Here is a 22038-nt window from a genome sequence, read left to right as displayed (position 1 = left end):
CCATCACCGTGCAGTGAAAGGTTTTTCATGGTCTTTTCGCGGATGGCTTGTTCTGCGGCGCGATCCGCCGCTTCCGACATAGAGCGCATCAGCATCAATCGGTTCGTTCCTCAGTGCTTTCCAGAATTCCTCCATCCAGTAGATGAAGGGGCGGCCGTCGATCATCTTCTCGCTCAGGTGCAGAAGTAGTTTCACAGTCGGTGCGCACAGTTGCTCGTCGTCGATGAAGTCGGTGTAGTCGTAGCCGTAGATGCGGATCTGTTCGTTGTCGAAGTGGTGGGTGTGGATTGGGTTGTCGAAGGCCCAGCCCAGCGCGTGGTCTGCGGTCCATTTCAGCAGGCGGTCGCGCAAGCTGTTGCCGCCGGCCCTGACAGGCAGGTTTTGCCAGACCGCGCCGAGCCGGCGCAGCTGGAGGGGCATGGCGTCGCTCATCACGGTGCGCACGGCGTGGCTGACGTCGTGTTCCTCGGTGGTGCGCAGGTCCGGGTGGCAAGGGCCTGCCAGCAGGCGGGTGAAACTCTCGCAGAACGCCAGGTGGGCCTCGGTCGGCGCCAGCTGGTAGAGATTGAAGCCGGTGGGTTCGCCGCGCTTGAGGGCGCGGTACTGGCCGCCCGCACGCCGGATGCAGATTTCGGCGCCGCGGTTGTAGTCGAGGAAGACGCCGCGCAAGCCTTGGTACTTGAGCGCGAACAGCATCAGGCCGTTCACCAGGGCGGTCTTGCCGCTGCCGGTCGGGCCGATGACGGTGGTGTTTCCGGGTTTTTTTTCGTCGGTCGAGTCTTCTTCTTCCGGGGTGACATGGTGGTTGAAGAAGTGCGGCTGCCCGCTGGGTGTCTGCATTAGCGCCAGCGCCTCGCCCCAGGGATTGCCGTGGCGTTTGCCTTGCGCGAAGTTGTGCAGCGGCGACAGGTTGGTGAAGTTCCTGCTGCTGATCGACGCGGCGCGCGGACGCAGCCGCCAGTTGCCCGGGAGCTGGGCGAACCAGGCGCATTCGGGAATGGCGTCGACCGTGGCCATGACGAAGCCGGGACCGTCCTGCAGGGCGGTCCTGGCCTGCGCCATGTGCTGTGCGGTCTGCGCCAGCGTATCGCCGAACACTGCCAGCGAGTAGTGGTATTCGCCCATGTGGATCAAGCCGCTGTTGACGGCCTCCATGGCGGAGTCCATATCGTCGATCTCGGCTTGCGAGGGATCTTCCGAGGCCTGCAGATGGCCTTTCTGGCGCTTGAGCGCGTCGAGCGCGTCGCGCTTGCCCTGCATCGAGAAGCTCTGGGTCTCGATGTATTCGTAGTCGCTGTACAGGATGGCGTTGTTCATGCCCGGCTCGGAATAACGTGGGTAGTCCTGGAAGTCGAGCAGGCCGGCGAAGCGGCTGCGCGCCGGGTGCCAGATTTCCAGCATGCCGTTGCGTTCGCCGAAATGCAGGCGCGACACCGGCAGGTATTCGGCCAGGTCGGCCCGGCGGTATGGCATGTTCAGCCAGACGCCGTTGACCAGGTAGCCGAAGAAGCTGGCCATCTCGGAGCACAGCTGGCCGCCGCGCTGGCAGGCGCCAAGACGTTCGGGGCCGTAGCGGCGCAGGCTGGAACGCAGGCGCTGGTCGAGATCCTCGATGGCGGCCAGGTGTTCCTGTTCCCTGGCCAGCCGTTCCGCGCGTGCCTGGCCGCCCAGCTTGCGCAGCATGCGCGAGACGCGCGTCGGCGCCGGCCGGTAGATTACCGACGCATACAATTCGGTCACCATTTGCCTGTTCCTGGCGCTGCCGTTGTCGAGGCTGGCGTTGTAGCTGCGGTTGAAACGGTCGGCGAACGCGTTGTCGTACACGCCGCCCAGGCGCTCGTGCACTTCGCGCCTGACCTTGTGCAGCCACAACGCATGGTGGCCGCCGCCCAGCGAGCACCAGAAATTGTGCAAGGCCTCCTTGCGTTCGGCGATGTAGGCGATATCGGCGGTCTCGAAGCTGATGCCGTCCAGGCGCCAGGTGGCGACGTAGTCGCCGGTGCGGCGCAGCCGCACCACGTCGGGCGCGATCAGCGCGCCAAATGGAATGTGGTTGGCGCTGGGCGCCTCGCTGTTGGCGACGCGCTGCGCTGCGTTGCTGTCCCGCATGATCAACTCCGGCGCCGGTAGCGTAGCGGGCTGTAGGAGCACGCGCCCCAGCGTCGGCGCGCCGCGCCCATGCGGAACCGCATCCGCAACCGCAGCCCCATCTGACGCAGGCGCTGATCGTCCTGGCGGGTGATCTCGCGCATGATCAGCACCAGCGGCGCGTACAGCGCCAGCAGGAATAGCGAGACGTACGGCGACAGCAGATAGAACAGCCAGACGGCCAGCAGCAGGAAGGCGCCCGAGACGCACAGCAGCGGCATCCAGGGTATGCCCCAGCACATGGCCGGGCGGGTGCAGCCCCGGAAGATGGGATCGCGGAATTGTTCCATGGCTCAGCTGCCGACCAGCAGGGCGGCGATGCCGGCGGCGCCGCCGGTCAGGCAGCCGCCCCAGAGGATGTGGCTGATTTCGGTGATCTTGGCGTGCCGCCACGCCACCTGGAATCCTGCCACCATGATGGTGATCGTGAACAGCGTCACGGACAAGCCGAGCAGCGCGACCTGGACGGCGTTCAGGGTGACGCCGAATTTGCCGAGCTGGGCGTGGGCGGGCGAGGCGAGGCTGTACAGCAGGGCGCCAAGCAGGAGGGGACGTTGGTACACGACGATATGTTTTGGATCGGGGCGACGCGTGGGCTTCATGGTGTGTTCCTTTTTTCAAGGTCGGCATAGGCGCGGTGCGCGCGGCGAAGCGATGCCGATAATTGTTTCCAGTGGATAATTTATGTTATGTTTTACCTAAAATACGGATACACACTAATGCTGCGGACCGCCGGTTTCAAGCACGGTGAGGCCGCTGTTTGCGCTGCGGCTAAGTCGGTTCGTTTTCACGGCCGAGTACGAACCAGGTTTGATTTTGCTCAGTACGCTGGCACAGACGATTCGGCAATTGGGCGCGCGGGACGCCGACGGCTCGGGCATGGCCTGACTTTGACGACGCTCATGACGGAGGCGGGAAATGCGCGTACAAGTGGCACAGGGCCGGTGCGGCGGGCTTGGGTGCGTGCCGCGCTTCCCTGGGGAGCGCTGGCATGAAGATCATGGTGGAGGCTAGTCAGAAGGGCGGGGGCGGCAAGACGACGGTGACTTGCCAGCTGGCGTACTACATGCCAGAGCTGGCGGCGCCGACCTTGCTGCTCGACCTGGATCCGCAGATGAACGCGACGCGCTGCATGCTGCGCGGGGGCGTGGCGGCGGTGGCGGCCTTCAGCACCACGCAGGTGTTCGAAGGGCGGTGGTCGGCCTTGCCGCCGGGTGATCTGGTGCTGGTGCCGGCCGACCAGGGGCTGGGCGGCCTGGAGCGCCAGCCGCAGCGGCATAACGATTTCGTCAATGCGTTGCAGGCCTTCCTGCGGGAGGCGGCGCCGCGCTTCCGCGTGTGCCTGATCGATACCCATCCGTGCCCGGATGTGCGCTATGTCGCGGCGCTGGCGACCGCCGACCTGGTGCTGTCGCCCATCGTGCTGACCCAGGAGGCGCTGGAGGGCGTGGGGATGTTCCTGCATCATCCCCGGCACGGCTATCTGCGCATCAGGCAGCGGCTCAATCCGCGCCTGGAGCTGCTCGGCCTGCTGCCGAACCTGGTGGAGGCGACGCCGTTTCAGCGGGCCAATTTGCGGCAGCTGGTGGAACAGCATCCGGGCCTGCTGATCCCGGTGCGGCGCGGTGAATTGGATGGCTATGCGCTGATCCCGACGCGCACGGCGATCGCCGAGGCGCAGGCGGCCGGCGTGCCGTTGTGGAAGTTGCGGCAGGCGGCGCCGGCCGGCTCGCCGGACCTGGGCGCCAGGCCGCTGCGCAGCGCCGCGCGCGATGCCTGGCGCGAGCTCCGGCCGTCGTTCGAGGCGATCGCGCGGCGCCTGGGCGTGGGAGCCTAGCGTGGCGCTCGATCTGTCCATGCTCGACGCGGTGGAACCGCCGCCGTCGGCGCGGTGGCTGGCGCCGACGGCGGCGCTGGACCGGTTCGACGAAGACCCCGACGCACCCAGGTTCGAGGAGGAGGAGGCCGGCGAATTCGAGGCGCTGGTGGCGGAGGTGGGGGCGCGCGGCATCCTGCAACCGTTGGTGGTGCGCTGCATGCCGTCGGGGCGCCTGTTGATCCGTTTTGGCCTGCGGCGGTTCCGGGCGGCGCGGCGCGCCGGCCTGGCGGTCGCGCCCTATGTGGTGACCGAGGATGAGCGCCAGTTCGACGACTACGCCCAGGTGGCGGAGAATGCCCGCCGCAAGGACTTGCAGCCGCTGGAGCTGGCGGCCTTCATTGCGCGCAAGCTGGCGCTGGGGGAGCGCAAGAAGGCGGTGGCGGCGCGGCTGTGCCTGGACCCCAGCGCGCTGACCCATTTGCTGGCCCTGGTGGACGATGCGCCGCCGATGCTGCTGGAGTTGTACCACAGCCGGCGTTGCCGCTCGCCGCAATACCTGTACGAGTTGCGCAATATGTATGTAAAGCGGCCGCGACTGGTGGAGCGGGCGCTGGCCGACGGCGGGGTGGTCGACCGCCAGGCCCTGGCCGGGTTGCGCGCGCAGATGGAGGGGGCGATGCCCGCGGCAGGCGCTGGCGGTGTGGTGGCGGTGGATGGCGGGAGTGTGCCGGACGGCGCTGTGCTGCCCGCCGCGTCGTCCCGCGCCGCCAAGCCGGGGGCGATCCGGCGGCCCGGGCTGTTTGCCAGCTACCAGGGCGAGGAGGTGCTGCTGGTGCTGCGGCGCCGGCCCAGTGCCGAGGGGAGGGTGTGGGTGCGTCGCAACGGGGAAGACCTGGAGTTGCCGTTCGATGTCTTGCGCCTGGTCAGGCTCGATGACTTGGCCGACGTGTCCGCAACGATGGCGGCAAGCGGTGCGCCGGCGGGGGAGCGGGACGGCGGCGTCGACATGCATAGGACATGAACGGGTTTGTCTGGTGTCGGGCAGCCGTCGCTGGTGGCGTCGCGCCTCTCGGGGGCGCGCGGTGTGCGGTCCGCATGGCGGCATCGCCGCGCTTCTCTGCGACAGCCTGGCGCCGTTCCCCCACATGCCATGGCATGCGTGACGATGTCGGGATGGTCCCGGGGCTATGCGCCGGTCGCTTCCTGTCTGCCGGACCATGTCGCGGCGGTTCGCGCGGTTTGCCCGGGGGTGCTCAAGCGTCGCTGCGGGCGGATGGGCGGGGATGCCGTCGGCCGCGCCGTCAGGCGGTCGGGCACAGGCCGGGTCCGTTGGCTGGCCGTGTCCGGGGCCGCTGGATCGCCGCATGGCGCGGGTCCGATGCGTGGGATGGCGCCGTTGCGGGAACGGGGTCGTTCTTGATGGCCGTGTCCGGTGTCTTGGCCGCCGCGGCCGATGCTGCCGGGCGGGCGGTCGCTTTGGGCGAGGCCCTGCGGGCCCGTCCTCCTTGCGGGTCGCTGCGCTCCGTCCCTGCGGGACCGGGCCGGCTGCGCCGTCCCGCCTCCAGTCCTCCTCTCGCAACCCCGATACGGCCTGAACAGCCCAGGGCAGCTGCGCTCCCCTGGGAAGGCATGAGGAACGCGCGGCGCTGCGCACCCCGCTGACCCCTGAACGGCCTGAAGTGAGGGAGGGCGCTTACACAGTCCATGCCAGCGATACCCCCGCTGGCATGGACTGTGTGCCGCCGCTGCGCTGTGAAGCCGGCCGCGCCCTCCCTGGGGCGCCTGCGGCGCAACCCCCACGAGGGCAGCAGGGGCCGCGACGCCCATTGCGCCAATCCCCCCACAAGTCCCCCCGGTTGGGGCGAGGGGGACTTGTGGGGGGATAAACGCACGCAATGGGCTGAAACCGCGGCCCCTACCCCGCTGCCTGCAAACCACCCAACCCAACCCTTCCCTGAGGGAAGGGCATTCGCCACCCCCCGCCCGCCCCGGCGGGAGCGAGAGAGTCCAAATGAGAGGATGAGATTGCAAACCTCTCTTTTGATCAACTTTCTGGAGGACACCACCATGACTATCTTGGGACAAACCGACGAGCGCGCGCCGGGCTGCGGCCGCATCACGGCGACCTTGCTGGCGCCGGCCGGGCGTTTGCAGGCCTTGCCGCGCCATTTCGGGCCGCTGTTCACCACGGTCGAACACTGTATGTACGACATGATGCGCCATCTGTGCGCGTCGTATCGCGGCGACTACTGGGACTACTACGAGCTGTCGAACGGCGGCTTCTACATGGCCCCGACCGAGGCGGCGCACTACCGCCTGTGCTGCCCTGGCAACGGCTACGAGGGCACGCTGAGCGCCGACGCCACCGGCCTCGCGGTGTGCGCCATGGCCTACAGCCAGCTGTCGTTCTGGCCCGACGGCGGACGCATCGCCGAGGACTATTACCGGCTGCGCGACTACATCGCCACCCATGTGGCGGCAAGACAGCTGTACGACGTGCTCGATTGAGTCGCGCCGCGCCGCGCCGCCGACGCCGCTGCGGCGGCTTTCGCGGCGCGTGCCTTCCGTTCTTTTTTTCCGCTCTTTTTATCTTGATATCCGGAGGAATCATGTCTGCTGTGATTGAAACAACTGAAGTGACCGATCCCTGTGGCGCCGGTGGCGCCTTGCTGCAACAGGCCGTCGCGCAGTCGGCGACGCTAATTACCAGGCACGCGACGTTGCGCCACGCCACCCACGCCCAGCTGGTGCGCAGTCCGCGCAATGCGCGCCGCAAGCCGCGCGATGTCCGGGAACTGAAGGCGCTGCTGCGTTCGCAGGGCTTGCTGCAAAATCTGGTGTGTTACGAGGAGCGCCGGGACGACGTGCCGACCGGGCTGCTGGCGGTGGCGGCCGGCGACAGCCGCTGGCAGGCGCTGGGCGAACTGATCGCCGAGGGCGACCTGCCGGCCGACTACGACATCCCGTGCCTGATGGTGACCGAGGCCGAGGCGGTGATGGTCAGCCTGGCGGAAAACTTGGGCCGCGAACCCATGCATGCGGCCGACGTCTTCGATGGCATGCGCTTGCTGGCCGCCGAGGGCCGCAGCGTGGCCGAGATCGCGCTGGCCTTCGGCGTCGAACAAATCGCGGTGCGGCGGCAGCTGAAGCTGGCGAACGTGGCGCCGCGCTTGTTCGCGCTGTTCCGCGCCGACCAGGCCAGCTACGAACAGATGGCGGCGCTGGCGGTGAGCGACGACCATGCGGCCCAGCAGCAGGTGTGGGACAGCCTGCCGCAATGGAACAGGCCGCCTGGTCAGATCCGCCGCCTGCTGACCGCCCAGCAGCTCAATGTCCGCACCGACCGGGTGGCGCGCCTGGTCGGCGTCAAGGCCTACGAGGCGGCGGGCGGCGTGGTGGAGCGGGACTTGTTCAGCAGCGACGGCGACGGCTACCTGGCCGATGTGGCGCTGCTGGAGTCGCTGGCGCGCGCGCGGCTGGAGCGGGTGGCGCGCAAACTGGCGGCGGAGCGCTGGAGCTGGATCGAGGTGCGGGTGCACATCGAGGCGGCCGAGCTGGCCTGTTATGCGCGGGCCCGCACCGTCGCCCTGGAGCCGGACGCGGCGCAGGCAGCGGCGCTGGGAGAGGGCGGCGACCAGCCGGCGCAGGCGGCCATCGAGCGGGAGCGGGCCGCCATCGGCAGGATCGATCCGGCCGACCTGGCGCTGGCCGGCGCCCTGGTGACGATCGCGGAGGATGGCAAGCCCTGTGTGCTGCGCGGCCTGATGCGGCCGCAGGACCGGCCCGTCAGCGTGGCCGGCACGGCGGCGGACCAGGCGGGCAGCAAGCGCGGCAAGTCCAAGGCGGCGCACAGCGCGCGCCTGACCGCCTTGCTGGGCGCCCAGCGCACGCTGGCCTTGCGGGCGGAAATGGTCAACCAGCCGGGACAAGCCTTGCTGCTGTTGGCGCAGCGTCTGCTGCACAGCGTGTTCTACAGCCGGCAGCGTTGTGCCGAAGTGCTGCAGCTGGACCTGAGGGCGCCGGACTTGCCGGCCGAGGCGCAGACCGGGCCGGCGTGGGAACGCCTGGCGGCGCAGCATGTGGCGCTGGCGGCCCTGCTGCCGGAGCACGACACCGACGGCGCCTTGCTGGACTGGTTGCAGGCCCAGCCGCAGGCGCTGGTGCTGGACTGCCTGGCCTATTGCAGCGCCTGCATGTTGAATGCGTCGCAGGACGGCGGGAAGCCCGTGCCGGCGATAGACCAGTCGTCGCGTTTGCTGGCGCTGGACATGCGCCGCTGGTGGCAGCCGAGCGCCGCCAATTATTTCGCCCACCTGAACAAGACCCGCATCGCCGAGGTGGTGGCGCAGGCGGTCTCGCCGGCGGCGGCGGTGCCGCTGGAACGGCTGGGCAAGCAGGCGGCGGTCGAGGCGGCGGCGCGCGCCGTGGCCGACAGCGGCTGGCTGCCGGCGTTGTTCCGTGTGGCGCCGGCAGCGCACGGCCAGGCTGAACCTGCAGCCGGCGATCCGTCCGTGCAGGGTGCTTGATCCGGCGCAAGCGACGGCAAGCGGTCTCTGCGATAGTGCGGACATGGCGCGAGCGGTGTCCGCCTTTTTTTTTCGTCCTAGGGGGAGCGCATGGAACGGATCGAGCTGTTGCAGCTGGAGGCCTGGATCAACCGGCTGCGCGCCGGACAGCCCCGGGACGCGGTCGAGCTGTCCGCGCCGCTTCAGGCTTTGGCCGAGCTGTATGGCCGCATGATCTACGCGCGGCAAACCAGCGTGGAACTGAGCGCCTTGACCGCGACGCAGCGCCAATTGCTGCTGGCGCTGGCGGCCGCCGCGGCGCCGGCCGGTCCCCGCTAGGCCGCCGGTTCGCGCAGCAGCTGCGCGGCCTTCACCACAAAGCTGGACATGCCGTCGATCGACGCGGCCGCCCACGGCCTGCGGGTCGACACCCGCGCCAGCGCCTCGCCGGCGTCGTCCTCCCATTCAAACTCGATCTGGCAGGCCAGCGTGCCGGACTGCGGATACACGCTGTCGGCCGCAAGTTCCGGCCTGCCCGCCGCGCGTGGCGTCAGGATGAACTTGTGCTCGATGCCGTGGGCGTCGCGCAGCGCGCAGGCGAGATAGCCGGGGCCATGGTCGTCGATGTGGCCGGCGATGTGCAGCGGGATGGCGGGCAGGTGGGCGGTCAAGTCGGCGGTCCTCGGTGGTCGAACGGATGGCGGTGCGATGGCGCGGCGGCGGGCGGGGGCGGCGCGCTGGCGCGGGCATGCTGTGGTCGGCCGGGGTTGCTTGAGGTTGCTTGTGGGGGGCGGGCGTCGTTATGGATGAGGCGGGCTGACTTGCGGCGCTTGATATTATCAAGAAAAGAGCGAAGCGAAGGACTAATGCAGGATAGGCTGACGCCGGTCAATGTGCTCCGCTTGGGGCGCGCTACCATCAAAGCGAAAGTGGTAGAAAAAGCGCGAAACCAGCGAGGCCGCCATGCCCGACAGCTCCCGACCGAACCGCATCAACATCGACCTCGGCCCCTACAAGGAACGCTGGCTGGCGTACTGCGCGTTGCACGGCCAGACACCCAGCGCGGCGTTCCGCCAGGTGGTGGCCAGGCTGACCGCAAACATGGCGCCGTCGGCGGACGCGCCTATCGCCCCGTCGGCCGCTCGCAAGCACCGCAAAGAGATCGCCCTGACCGACGCCGAACTGCGCTTCATCGAAACCTGCGCGCGGGCCGAGGGCTTTTCCACCACGCGCTGGATCGTCGCGCTGATCCAAGCGCGCATGGGCAACGGCGCGCAGTTCGGCCAGTACGAACTGGCGGCCTTGGGCAAGTCCAACCTGATGCTGCTGACGATAGGGCGCCGGCTGCGCCAGATCGCCGCGGTGCTGCCGTCCCCGGCCGGGACGGCGCCCCCGGACCTGACGCAGGTCGTGGCCGAAGTCCGTCGCCGCATCGCTACCCATACCGCCGAAGTGGCGCAGGCGATCGCACGCAACATGGAAAGGTGGCACAGCAAATGACAGCCGGAACCCAGACCGATGCGGAACTGTTGCGCTGGCACGAGCAGGGATTCAACGAACGGCCGGTGCGCAAGGTCAAAGTGCGCGGCATCAGCGGCGTCACGTTGCGCAAGGCAGGCGGATCCGGTCCACGCATGACGGCCGACGGCGTGCGCGGCCGCCTGCGAGGCATCGTGCAGCGCAAGCCCCAGGCCATGGTGCGCATCTCCGGCGGCGGCAAGGGCATGCGGCATATCCGCGCCCACCTCGACTACATTTCGCGCAACGGCCAGTTGGAGCTGGAGGACCAGAATGGCGAGCGCTTCAACGGCCGGGGTGATGTCGCCGAATTGGCGCTGGCCTGGCAGCTGGGCGGCATACCCATCGCCGAGGTGTCGGACCGACGCGAGGCGTTCAACATCATCCTGTCGATGCCGGCCGGGACCAGCGCGAGGGCGCTACATCAGGCCGCGCGCGCGTTCGCGCAAGACGAGTTCGAGGGACACCAATATGCGCTGGTGCTGCACACGCAAGGCAGCGATCCCGGCCGGGACCCATCGCCCAATCCCCATGTGCACCTTTGCGTCAAGGCACGCGATGACGACGGCATTCGCCTCAATCCCCGCAAGGAGGATTTGCGGCGCTGGCGCGCGGGCTTTGCCCAACGGCTGCGCGAACGCGGGGTCGACGTGGCGGCGTCCAGCCGGCTGGAACGATTCCAACCGGAGCGGGGCCAGAAACAGAGCGTGCGCCACAAGCTGGCGCGCAGCGAGCCACTGACGGCCCAGACGCCGGCCGACGCGCTGCGCGCCGAGCGCTCCAGACAGGCCGAGGCGGCCATGCTGAAGCGCTACGCGGGCGTGGCCGGCATGCTGGCCCGCTCGACGCTCGCGGCCGATCGCGCGTTGGCGCTGGGCTTGGTCGACGTGTGCCGGCGCGCGCGTGGACCGGAGCCGGCGCCGCGACGGGAAAGAGGTATGGAGACAAGGAGAGAACGATGAAGCGTGATGCCACGCATAGGATTGCGAGCGGGAGAAACAGTGCACGGGCCAGCCGCGCACGAGGCCGCACTGCGTTGCGGGACGATCTGTTGCTGGCGGCTGGCTGCCTTTGGTGGCTGATTCGGCTGCCGCCGCGGGCGGTCGGCCTGCTGTGGCGCTGCTGCGTGATGGTCGGGGCGGGCGCGATCCGCGCCGGCTGCCTTGCACTGTTGGGTGGCATCGGCTTGCTACTCATCGGCAGCCTGTGTTTTGGAGTTGGCAGTGTGCTGTTCTATCCGCTATGGCGTTGACCGCGCAGGAAAGATTGGTGGGCACGCTTGCTTGCGTAATTTGCTTGAGCGGCGCTACGCCAGCGAAGCTGGCTGGCGCAATTGATCGGTTTGGCGCCGCTCGCGCCGAGGAGCCTCAAAATTGGTTCTCGGAAGGATAGTTTAGATTCTTGTTGTTGCGGCAATATTTATCTGCGTGACATTATGTGTGATTTGGGCAATTATATTTTAGTATAATCACGTCGCTAAAATTGTATGTTCAAATGACAATCAGATTCTCGTGGGGATTTGGTGTCGATATTGTTCGTCCGCGCACCTTTTTCTTTCCTCTTTTGACATGCATATCTTCCAGAAAATTTGGTATTTTGGCCGCAATGTAATTGCTCGCTTTATTCGCCTAGCTGCGGTTGTTCAATCGCATTCCCCTTTCGATCAGAGGCAATATTTCAAGTCCTTAGTCCGCGCGTCGCTTTTTCTTCTCTTCGGAACGGTGCAGACTCTGGCATTGAGCGCTACGTGCTCCATGACTCCCTTGACCGGCTTGTACACGGCGAGGGTCACTGCAGGTGCTAGCGTTGTTGGCAATAATGTGAATGGTTACACGTCGAATTCGAACATCCCGATGGCGCTAGTGCATTCAGGGTTGCTTGCGCCGGAAGAAACCGCCTACGTCACTATTACGCCCTTAGGTCAGTTACCGCAGTTTGTAGGGACCCCTCAAATTAATTTTAATTTTGGCAGCGGGGATTCAGACGTTCCGGCCTGCGGTATAAGGCTGTCGCTGACCAAGGGCGCGCCGGCAATCACCGTCCCCGCGCCGACGGTCAGTGTACAAACCACTCCGTCGCCGGCGAGAGCCGGGCAGCCGTACACGACGACCTGGAGCACCACAAATGCCACCTCGTTGCAGCGCACTTGTTTGGTCTCCGCCTCGGTCGATGTTAATGGCTCGATCACAGCTGTCGCTCCCACCTACGGTAGTCTCGTTTCCAGCTGCACTTGGGTTGCCAGCGGGCCGGGAGGGCAGACCCGGTTGGAGACAACTCTGTTGAACTCAGGACTTGATGGCCTCTGTTGGGCGCACACGCCGCCAAGCGGCGTGTATACCGCCACCCTTTCGAAAGGAATGAAGGTAATTGGATCCAACTGGAGCGGATATCGCGCCGATTCCTCAATTCCGGCGGCGCTGATTCACTCGGGGTTGCTTGCAGAGGGGCAAAGCGCGGATGTCACTGTTAGCTACCTGGGTATGCAGGGGCCGTTTCAGAGTTCTTGGGGCGGTGGTTTCAACTCGTTGGAGTCCAGCGATGCGGCGTGTGCCATGCGATTGGCGCTCACAGCCAGCACGCCGCCCACCATCAAATTGACTGTCACACCATCGCCGTTGGTCGCCAACCAAAGCTATCAAATGACGTGGTCCAGTGACGGTGCGACTTCTGTGCGCGGTGAGTGTTCCGACGGCATGATGCCAATGACCAATTTTCCGGCGAATGGATCGATCAGCGGCATTGCTAGTCCGGCCTGGGCGGCCAAATCACCGACCTATTGCAATTGGAATGCCTTGGGCCCAGGAGGCTTTCAAGATACCCATGCGGTAGTGGCCACTACTTTGCCAACGATGAGCACGCAATGTCAAAGTGCCACGCCCGTGACAGGGACTTATACCGGTAACGCTTCGGGTGGAGCGGTGTGGGGAAACAACACCGACGGTTATCGGACAGATTCCAACGTCGGCGCGGCAGCGGTGCATGCGGGACTGCTGGCCGATGGCATGATTGGACAGGTCATCGTCACGCCGGTCGACATCCTGCACAGTTTTAAAGGAACGGCTTCGTCGGGTGTGACAGCGGCGAGTTCTCCGAGTGCCGGCTGTGGCATGCGCCTGTCCGTACCCCCTGCGCCTGTTACTCTTAGCGTTCAAACGAGTCCATTGCCTTTAGTAGCAGGGCGAAACTTTACAAGCACCTGGAGCACAAGCGGCGCGTCGGAGGTGCGTAGAAGCTGCACTGCGCGTGCTCCTGGCTACGCAGGGAATGTCACGCTTCCTGGAACGGGCGTCTTGACCGAAGTCGCCAGTTGGGACTGGACGGATTTTGCATCGACGTGCACCTGGACCGCCACCGGTCCGGGTGGCACGCAAACTTATACGGAGACAAGGGCGACCGTCCCGCCTCCCATCAGCGCGTTTTGCTTGGCGCACACCCCGGCGAGCGGAGACTACGTCGCCAGCGATGATGGTTCGTCGATTTGGGGCGACAACGTTAATGGTTACGACTATGCCAGTCGGGTTGACTTGGCGCTGGTCCATTCCGGCTTGCTGCATCCAGGGGAGAGCAGCTTTGTACGGATCACGCCAATGGACATCGTTCCCAGCTTCCCCGGCAGCACAGCGCATGGCGTCACTTCTGGAACCGTGCCGGCCCCGGAGTGCGGTATGCGGCTGTGGGTACCCGGTGGTCCTGCGCCAGGCCAGGATGGTCCCCCAACCGCGTCCTTGAGCACCCCGGAGAATGGGCGTACTTTTATTGTCGATGGAACCTCTGCCGCAGTCGTCGTTTCGGGAACGGGAGCATCGATGCCCGGGAATGTGGTTTTGTCGATTGAGTTGTTGGATGGGAATGCGGTGATCGCCTCCGCCAAGGCCTCTACGAATCTGAATACAACGGTGCCGCTTGCGCTTGGAAATCACCAACTCAAGTTGCGAGTCACTGACAGTGCAAATCGGACGACTTCCAGCAGTGTCACGACGGTGACGGTGGCAAGTGCAACACAGGGCAACTCTGCTGCCTTCATGTCGCAAAATGTGCCGCTAGCGATGCAAGCCGGGGAGCCGACCTCGGTCACTATCAGGATGGTCAACTCGGGTACCACTACGTGGACCCCAGGCGGTGTCAATCCGTTTCGGTTGGGCGCGCAAAGTCCGCAGGACAATCAGCTGTTCCGAAGTTCGGGGCGGGTGAACCTATTGACGCAGGTAGCGCCTGGCGAGGTTGGCGTCTTCACGTTTACGGTCACACCGCCAGCTGTGGCCGGGACCTACAGGTTTCAATGGAAGATGTTGCAGGAGTCAGTGGGGTGGTTTGGCGACTCAAGCCCCGCTATCGATGTGGTGGTGGCGAATAATCCAGGGCCGGTAGCAACATTGACGGTCTCGCCCCCGAGCGCGCGCGTGTATGCTTCGGCCAAGGCAACGCTGAACATCGCTGCGGTAGGAACGTCATTCGCGATGAATACCAGCAAGCTCGAGGTATTTCAGGATAACTTCGATGGCAACGATTTCCAGGCCACGCCTATCAACGTCGTTGCCGGTAACAGTTCCAGCGCCAGCAGCAACTTTACGGTCTCCGTCGGTGCTGGCACGTATTGGTATAAAGCGCGCGTGACGGATGAGCAGGGGCACGTTAGGGAGTCGGCACGAGTCTCGGTCAATGTGACCAATAGCCCGATACTGGGCAAGATTACCGGCATTAACATCGACGCCGCCAACACACCACATCTTGTGGGGTGGGTTTGTGAATCGGGCGTCAACCAAGCACTCAAATACCAGGTCTTGCTGGATGCCCCTTCGCTGGCGGCCGGCGCCACGTCTTTGGCAACAGGCGTCGCCAACGTCGCGACCGAGGCAGACAATCTCGCGGTTCAGACGGCTTGTGCGACCCCGGGCTTCAGCCATCACTTCAACATCGATCTGACTCCGTATACCGGACAGTATCCGGGCCGAGCGTTGTATGTGCAGGCGATGGGCAGTAATGGCGGCAGCGACATTGTCCTTCCTTGCGCCGACGGTAGCTGCACTATGCCCGGCAGCCTGCGGATTGCTCTGAGTACGCCGCCGGACGGCCAGCACTTTGCTGGCGCTGGTCCGGTGTTCATCCGAACTCAGTTGAGCGGAGGCGCGGGACCATATGACGAGGTGGCAATCGGAGTGGACGGAGTCTGGACTACTGCAAATGCCGACGGCGCTGCTGACGCCTTTTCCATTAGCAAGACCCTGGCGGTTAGGGCGGCGCCATATGCCATCCAGGCCCGAGTCCGAAAAGGCAATATAACCTTGCACTCGGTCACGAGTAACATTTTTGTTGACGCTGCAGCAGCGTTGAGTATAACGCTGAGCAAGCCAGTCGAGGGATCAGCGGTTGCAAACGGTGGCCAACTGGTGTTGGAAGCAAAGACGGCCGGTAGTGATTCATCTATCGCCAGTGTGAAGTTCTTTGCCAACAGTCAGCTGGTGGCGACAGCTACAAAGAATGGCAGTATCTGGAGCGCTGTCTGGAGCAATGTTCAGACCGGCGTCTACGGCATTAAGGCGGCGGCCTTCGATGGCAATGGCGTGCAACTAGCACAATCCGCAGTCGTGAGTGTGACTGTGAGGGGGGCGGGAGGCGGCGCCGATCCGGATATGCCGCTGGCGGTGGAAGTCGATATCCCGCATCTTACCGATGCGGATGCCGGTACATTGCCGGGTGAGCTGAGCGTTACTCCTTTAGGCACAGCGGCATATAGCATACCTATCGCGGTACCTCCGGGGACGGCAGGTCTACAGCCTGAACTGACGCTGAACTATGGCAGCGACGCGGGCAATGGTTTGCTGGGTCTGGGGTGGCAACTGGGCGGACTGTCGAGTATTCATCGCTGCGGCAAGACCATTGCCCAAGATGGTATCAATGACCGTATCAGCTTTTCGTCCTCCGATCGACTGTGCCTCGATGGACAGCGTTTGGTACTGGTTAACCTTCCGCTGACCGACGATAATTATTGGGCCGACGGAGCCGAGTATCGCACGGAGATCGACAGCTTTAGCCGGATCACCGCCGTCGGTACCACCACGTCAGACAATATAGCGAACCGCAGCTTTAAAATTGAGTCGCGCGACGGGCGCGTCCTGACCTTCGGCAGCACCCGCGACAGTGCGGTCGCTGCCTTGATCATCGGCTCGGTCAATAGCGGCGTCACCGCGAGCCAACCGAGCGCGAAAAACGGCGCGCAGTCATGGGCCCTGGACGCAATCAAAGACCGTGCCGGCAATTACATCAGCATCAGCTATCTGCAGGATGCCGATAGCGGTGAACACCGTCCTGATGCGATCCGCTATGGCGGTGTGGGTTTTCCCGCCCATGCGGGGCTCCAGTTCGTCTACGAGCCCCGCACAGATGCCTGGAAACGCTATATCGATGAGTCGCGCAACGATCTGCGCCACCGGATGACGCATATCCGGACTTATGTCGGGATTGGCCGGGAAGGCGATGTGTTGTCCGCAGGAGTCATCGTGCGCGACTATGCACTCGACTATGAACAGAGTCCAACCAGCGGCCGTAGCCTGTTGACCGCTGTCCAGGTTAAAGCCCGCAATCCCCAAACCGGCGAACTGGAACCGATGCCGAAGACAAAGTTCGCATGGGGACAGCCCGATCCGAAAAAACAAGCGGGATTTGAAAGTAAGGGGTTTTGGGATGGGGCACCGATTCTGACGGTATGGGCAAATACGGGCATTGTGCAATACCCAGTGAACGGCGCCAACCGCTCAGAGTACTTCTCGTTTAGCGATTTCGAAAATCACGGTCGTAGCGACGTGCTGGAAAAGCGCGTGGCGCGCCCACGTAGTTCTAGCCGTGACGATTTTAGTCCGATCCAGCCTGGCGCACTGCGGGCGCAGTATCGTTATTTCCACAACAATGGCAGCGGGTTTACCCAATACAATTACAAGCTGGATACCGGAGAGTCCTTTGTCGTACTTGAAACCGCGGATTTCGACGGTGACGGTGCGCCGGACCTGTTGGTTTCCACGGAGAGCAACGGACCTAAAATTTGCCTTTCTCCTTTAGGAAAGCCTTCCGGCTTGGGCTCGCCAGAAACTCCACTGGTCTTCACCTGCGATCCGACGCGGGGAGCTGTCGGCGACAACGTGTCCAGCCTGAGCCCTTACGTCACTGATGTCATGGGCGATGGCCGCGCCGCGGTCTACAGCCAGATGGATGAAGACGGAAAAGCTCAGGTATGTATCCAGTTCAGCTGTTTGCCCGACGATCACCCACCCATGAATGTGCTGTTCGGGAAGCCGGGTGTGGAGCCGTATACGTATGTGAATACTGCACGGTTTATCAGCACTGGGGACAACGTCGATTTCGGCGGCATTGGTAAACCATATGACGTGCGCTGGACCGCGCCGTCCTACATATCTTTCTCTGATTCCGAAGGGCAGGCCCATGGCGGACGCTGGGTAAACCTTCAACCGCGAATATTGATGACGGGCTTTCATCATCCGTCGGATACACGCACTGTCGGCACGATTGCGCCTTATGCCTATGAAACGGCGACGTCGTTGTCGGGCGGAGGCTTGACTCCGTATGTCTTTGATGCTGCAGCGCAAGGTGGGAGCTTGTCTGGAGACTTGAATGGCTCCGGCTATTCCAGCCTGGCCTTTGGCTTCTATAATTACGACTCTGCATCGCCAACCACGATATACAAGCGTGCGGAGATGACGCTATGCTTGTCGACAGGCAGGGCGCTCGATTGTGCGATCCGACAAAAATACAGCAAGGGACACTACCTTGGTATTCGGGCGGTCAGCGACTTTGTCGGTGACGGGCAGCCTAAAATGTTGGCGCAAAATGTGCCGTTTTTGACCAGTGACGGCTCTACCGAGGGCGGCTTGAATATGTGTCGCGTCACCGGCGATGACAGCACGGGCGGTGCCCGCGCCGACGACAGCAACATCCAGTGCGATCCCTGGAGCGGTTTGAATTTTTCATTTACATCCAATACGGCAGGGATGGCGCTGGACCAGGTTTACCTGATGGACCTGCTGGGTACTGGTCGCACGCAGTTGGTGTATTACCATAGCGGTAAAGAGGTTAACAGTGCCTGGATTGAAGACGGCCGATGGGAAGTGTTTGCGCCGATCGATGTCGCGGTAACAGGCCAGGCATTGGATCGCATCTACCAGGTGACGAATGGATTGGGCGCGGTAAGTTCGGTCGAGTATGCCGATGGTCTCGTCGAAGGCGTCGTGACCCGTTCGCCGGATGTGAAGTTTGCTTATCCGCTGCGCGCGAACAATGGTGTGGGCAAGGTTGTCAAGCGACTGCGGAAGGCGAACGGAGGCATGGCCGACCTCACCGTAAGCTATCAATACAAGGATGGCGCAACAGACCAGGCCGGCCGCGGGACGCTCGGGTATGCGCAAGTGATCGCTGTCGAGGAGCGCCCTGGTTCTACGGACGTACTGAAGACCACCACCACGAGCTACCGCCTGGATTGGCCCTATACAGGGACCGTCCTGTCGAGCAGTGTAACGGCGCAGGATGGCAAGACGCTGGTCAGCAGCATTAACTCGCCCGATCTGGTGACGGTGAGCCAGGCCAACGGCGCTGTCACAGTCTGCCCGGTGGTCAAGCAAAACGTGACGGTACGTAAAGACCTCGACGGCAGTGCCCTCGGTACTAGCACGACTGTTAACCAGTATGGCGATGGCTGGTGCAATCTTACTAAGCAGGATGTCAGTGTCGTCGACGATAGCGTCAAAGGTGGCGGGACGACATTTGCCGCGCAAACGGTGACGACCTTCAGAAATGATGCGGCCAACTGGTTGATCGGGCTGCCCTTGGTCACCACGGTCACGAGAACTGATCCGCAGTCGAACCCGACCAGCGTGACCCGTGTCACCAGCAACGAGTACGAGCCAACGCGCGGGCTGTTGATCACGCAAACCGTGCAGCCCGGTGACCCGGTATACCAGGTTGTCACGAGCTATGACCGCAGCGTGAAGGGCAATCCGTTTGGCTTGGTGAATAGCCAATCGCGCAAGTGGCGCGATCCAGCGACTGCCTCCGATATGAATCCGGTCGACCGCAGCACAGTCTACGACGAGCGGGGCCGCTATCCCAAGACCGTGACGAACGCGCTGCTGCAAAGCGAGCAGTACGCCTATGATGCGGCGACCGGCATCCGGACCATGAGAACGGATCGGAATGGCCTGCAAACGACGTGGACCTTGAACGGTTACGGCCGCGTGCTGGTTGAAAAATCACCGGATCAGAACGAGACCCGCTATTTCAGCAAGTCCTGTTCTCCGGACTGTCCTGCGGGTGCTGTGGCGGTCGCTATCGTCGAGCGTTATCACGGTTCGGATCGGATCGCCGTGCCGCGGTTGAACTATATGGACAATGTGGGGCGGATGGTGCGTGACGTGACCTGGGGCTTCGATGGCACGAAGATCGTCGCCGACACGCGCTATGACGACTATGGTCGCCAGTATGAAGTGGATCATCCGCACTTTGACGGCAATTCAGCCTTGCTGGCAAGCCGGCATCTCTATGATGATTTGCATCGTGTGGTGAAGGTTGAAACCTTCGACGTGAAGCACATTCCACTGACAGCCATGACCACATATCAGGGCTTGACTCGTATCCAGAAAAACGACAAGGGCCAGACCCGCATCGACACGTCGGACGTGCTGGGACAAGTGCGCCAGGTGGAACAGGTCATGACGGAACCAGGGACGGAAAGTACGCTCACCAAATTCGGTTACGATCCTTTCGGCAATCTGAATCGGACGATTGATCCGAACAAGAACGTCATTGCCGTCAAATATGACGTGCTGGGCCACAAGGTGGAACTTGCCGATCCTGACTTGGGGACCATCAAGTATTCGGTCGATCCGGTTGGCCAGGTATGGAAGCAGGTGACGCCGAATCAGTCCAAGCTGGGACAAGCGACGACGTTCAATCACGATGTGCTGGGTCGGATGACCGCGCGTTACGAGACAGATCTGGAAAGCCACTGGGTATTCGATCAGCAGGAAAAGACGGATTGTGTGACAGCGAAGAGTTGCGGTCAGTTGATCGAAGCCTATACCCTGGCTGGTGCTCGCAAGGACTATGACCGCCTCCATACCTATGATGATGTCGGCCGTTTGAAAAAAACAGTTCAGACTATCGGCGATGGAGCGGCTGATTCGACCTACAGCGCGTTGACCTCTTTCGATGCTTGGGGACGGGTGATTCATCAGACCTACCAGCGCGATACCGATGTCAGCAAGGTTTTCGACAGTCGTTATAACAAGTATGGCTATCTGGCGCGGCTCGAGCGCGCCGGCGTTCCTTTGTGGCAGGTGGTGGCACAGGACGCTTGGCAGCGTCCGACCGAGGTCCTGTTGGGAAATGGCTTAACACATAAGAAAATCTTCGATGGTGATACCGGCAGGCTGCAAGACAGTACCCTTGCGGCTGGCGACAAAGCTGCTGTGCTCAGCGAGAGCTACCTGTACGACGTTTTGGGCAATGTGACCACGCGGGCACAGCTTTGGAACCAGGGCGGCTACACGGAGGGGTTCGGCTACGACGAGTTGAACCGGCTCACCAGCAGCCAAACGGGTTCCGCGCTGCAGACCTTTGCCTACGATGGAGCTGGCAATCTGAAGCGCAAAACCGGCGTCGGAAGTATTGCCAATGGTTCGCCGTATGTTTATCTGCCGCAGGGTGCTGACGCTGTGCGTCCGCATGCGGTATGGAAGATCGACGGGGATACGTTCCAGTATGACGACAACGGCAACCTGTTGAGCGGTGGCGGGCGCAGTTATACCTGGAACAGCTTCGACATGCCGATCACAATCAAACGGGGAGCGGAGACGAGCAGCTTCGTGTACGGGCCGGAGCATCAACGAACCAGGCAGAGGCATGGCGATGGTAGCACCGAGGTCTACGCCGGGGCGCAGGAGCTGGAGCGAAACGGCAGTCAACTGACGATCAGGACCTACTGGCCCTACGGCATCGGATTGGAGATTGATCGCTCAGGGGCGGAGACCGCGCTTTACTGGAGTCACGTCGATCGCCTTGGCAGTCCTATGGCGTTGAGCGATCAGAGCGGTGTCATCCAGGATAAGCTAGCCTACGACGCGTGGGGCAAGCGGCGCACTACCGATGGCGCGAGCAGCGGTCCATTCATCGACAACAAGGGCTTCACTGGTCATGAGATGCTTGACCAGGTCGAGTTGGTGCATATGAATGGTCGCGTGTATGATCCGTATCTGGCGAAGTTCCTGTCAGCGGATCCCCGCGTAACAGACCCCAGCAACGGCCAGAGTTTCAACCGTTATAGTTATGTGCAGAACAATCCGACCAACCTGACCGATCCTACTGGCTTTGACGCGGTTGTGGAAATTACGGGGGCAAGGTGCTGGATTTGTCATGACCCTGACTTTATCCGCAGCACATGGGTTTCCTTGAAAGCGAAAGGCAGTGAGTTCGCCAAGAATAGCGGTAAAGTTATAGCTCGAGTGCCACTGCCAGTTAGGCGCGCTGTTGCGAGGGCTGTGAAAAGGGAAGTGGCGGGCGCGGCATCGTTAGCTGTGCCAGTGACCACCCCATTTGTTGAAGTTGCGGGTGCGGTTTGGGGGGCGTACGAGATCGGTTCGGCTATTTATAACGCGGCCAACGACCAAGGGAAAAATGCCAGTGACGCCGTGTCAAGTGACGCAGGCAAACAAGCTGATACAAACAGTGTGCCACCTGTGCCAGGCGATTATGTAGGAGATCAAGGGGACAAGCGCGCGGGTACTAGCGAAAGCGGAAAGCGCCACACAAGTGGACCGCTTACGCCAGAAAATGGTGGTACGGGTGATGCTGAAAAGGACTTTGACAAGCTGACAGGTGGTACCGGCAAGCCATTCCCAGACAGTGACGGTCGCAGTACAAAGCCCGGCTATGTCATTGGTGACAATGGAATCTGGATGCGCCCAGGCTCTAAGAATCCAGGCGATGGTCCTCGAATTGAAATACCTGGCAACGGTAACAAATTACCTGAAACGCTGCATTACTAAC

The 22038-nt window shown here is 63.0% G+C and carries 13 protein-coding genes; 9 read left to right on the top strand and 4 right to left on the bottom strand.

Going from position 1 to position 22038, the window contains the following annotated elements; genetic code table 11:
• Nucleotides 1-3: 3 nt before the first annotated feature.
• From HUX88_RS03275 to HUX88_RS03265, 3 genes are read right to left on the bottom strand one after another with little or no spacing between them, the layout of a single operon-like run.
• The gene (locus tag HUX88_RS03275; RefSeq protein ID WP_176360839.1) at nt 4-2109 is read right to left on the bottom strand and encodes a VirB4 family type IV secretion system protein; all 2106 of its coding nucleotides are present in this window, start codon (nt 2107-2109) and stop codon (nt 4-6) included.
• A 2-nt stretch (nt 2110-2111) separates the two neighbouring features.
• Nucleotides 2112-2438, bottom strand: coding sequence for a type IV secretion system protein VirB3 (locus HUX88_RS03270; protein WP_176360838.1), 327 nt, complete (start codon nt 2436-2438; stop codon nt 2112-2114).
• Between the two features lie 3 nt (nt 2439-2441).
• Nucleotides 2442-2750: a TrbC/VirB2 family protein gene (locus HUX88_RS03265; RefSeq protein WP_176360837.1), complete on the bottom strand. Its 309-nt coding sequence runs from the start codon at nt 2748-2750 to the stop codon at nt 2442-2444.
• A 389-nt stretch (nt 2751-3139) separates the two neighbouring features.
• On the opposite strand from HUX88_RS03265, the gene HUX88_RS03260 reads away from it, so the two are divergent.
• From HUX88_RS03260 to HUX88_RS03240, 5 genes are all read left to right on the top strand, one after another.
• Nucleotides 3140-3985, top strand: a complete 846-nt coding sequence (locus HUX88_RS03260) for a ParA family protein (RefSeq protein WP_176360836.1) — start codon at nt 3140-3142, stop codon at nt 3983-3985.
• Nucleotide 3986: 1 nt separating this feature from the next.
• Nucleotides 3987-4988, top strand: a complete 1002-nt coding sequence (locus HUX88_RS03255) for a ParB/RepB/Spo0J family partition protein (protein ID WP_176360835.1) — start codon at nt 3987-3989, stop codon at nt 4986-4988.
• Nucleotides 4989-6034: 1046 nt separating this feature from the next.
• Nucleotides 6035-6475, top strand: a complete 441-nt coding sequence (locus HUX88_RS03250; RefSeq protein WP_176360834.1) for an antirestriction protein — start codon at nt 6035-6037, stop codon at nt 6473-6475.
• A 101-nt stretch (nt 6476-6576) separates the two neighbouring features.
• Nucleotides 6577-8493: a ParB/RepB/Spo0J family partition protein gene (locus HUX88_RS03245; RefSeq protein ID WP_176360833.1), complete on the top strand. Its 1917-nt coding sequence runs from the start codon at nt 6577-6579 to the stop codon at nt 8491-8493.
• A gap of 90 nt (nt 8494-8583) precedes the next feature.
• Nucleotides 8584-8811: a DUF3717 domain-containing protein gene (locus HUX88_RS03240; RefSeq protein ID WP_176360832.1), complete on the top strand. Its 228-nt coding sequence runs from the start codon at nt 8584-8586 to the stop codon at nt 8809-8811.
• Here the strand turns inward: HUX88_RS03240 and HUX88_RS03235 are convergent.
• Nucleotides 8808-9143: a hypothetical protein gene (locus tag HUX88_RS03235; RefSeq protein ID WP_176360831.1), complete on the bottom strand. Its 336-nt coding sequence runs from the start codon at nt 9141-9143 to the stop codon at nt 8808-8810. The two genes, HUX88_RS03240 and HUX88_RS03235, sit on opposite strands and share 4 nt — an antisense overlap.
• A gap of 292 nt (nt 9144-9435) precedes the next feature.
• Here HUX88_RS03235 and HUX88_RS03230 point away from each other — a divergent pair, with 292 nt between their 5' ends.
• The 4 genes from HUX88_RS03230 (at nt 9436) to HUX88_RS03215 (ending at nt 22037) form a co-directional block, all read left to right on the top strand.
• Entirely contained in the window at nt 9436-9972 is a 537-nt protein-coding gene (locus HUX88_RS03230; RefSeq protein WP_176360830.1) for a hypothetical protein, read from the top strand.
• Complete coding sequence (locus HUX88_RS03225) at nt 9969-10952, top strand: relaxase/mobilization nuclease domain-containing protein (protein ID WP_176360829.1); 984 nt, start codon at nt 9969-9971, stop codon at nt 10950-10952. Before HUX88_RS03230 ends, HUX88_RS03225 begins: the two co-directional genes overlap by 4 nt.
• Nucleotides 10949-11242: a hypothetical protein gene (locus tag HUX88_RS03220; protein WP_176360828.1), complete on the top strand. Its 294-nt coding sequence runs from the start codon at nt 10949-10951 to the stop codon at nt 11240-11242. Before HUX88_RS03225 ends, HUX88_RS03220 begins: the two co-directional genes overlap by 4 nt.
• Nucleotides 11243-11558: 316 nt before the next feature.
• A complete protein-coding gene (locus tag HUX88_RS03215) occupies nt 11559-22037 on the top strand; it encodes an LCCL domain-containing protein (protein ID WP_176360827.1) in 10479 nt (3492 codons plus the stop codon).
• The last annotated feature ends 1 nt before the right edge of the window (nt 22038 follow it).

Origin of the sequence: Duganella sp. BJB1802, assembly GCF_013369445.1 — a bacterium.
Taxonomy (GTDB): Bacteria; Pseudomonadota; Gammaproteobacteria; order Burkholderiales; family Burkholderiaceae_D; genus Rugamonas; species Rugamonas vulcania_A.
The sequence above is the reverse complement of the archived record's forward strand: the minus strand, read 5'-3'. Positions and strand labels throughout refer to the sequence as shown.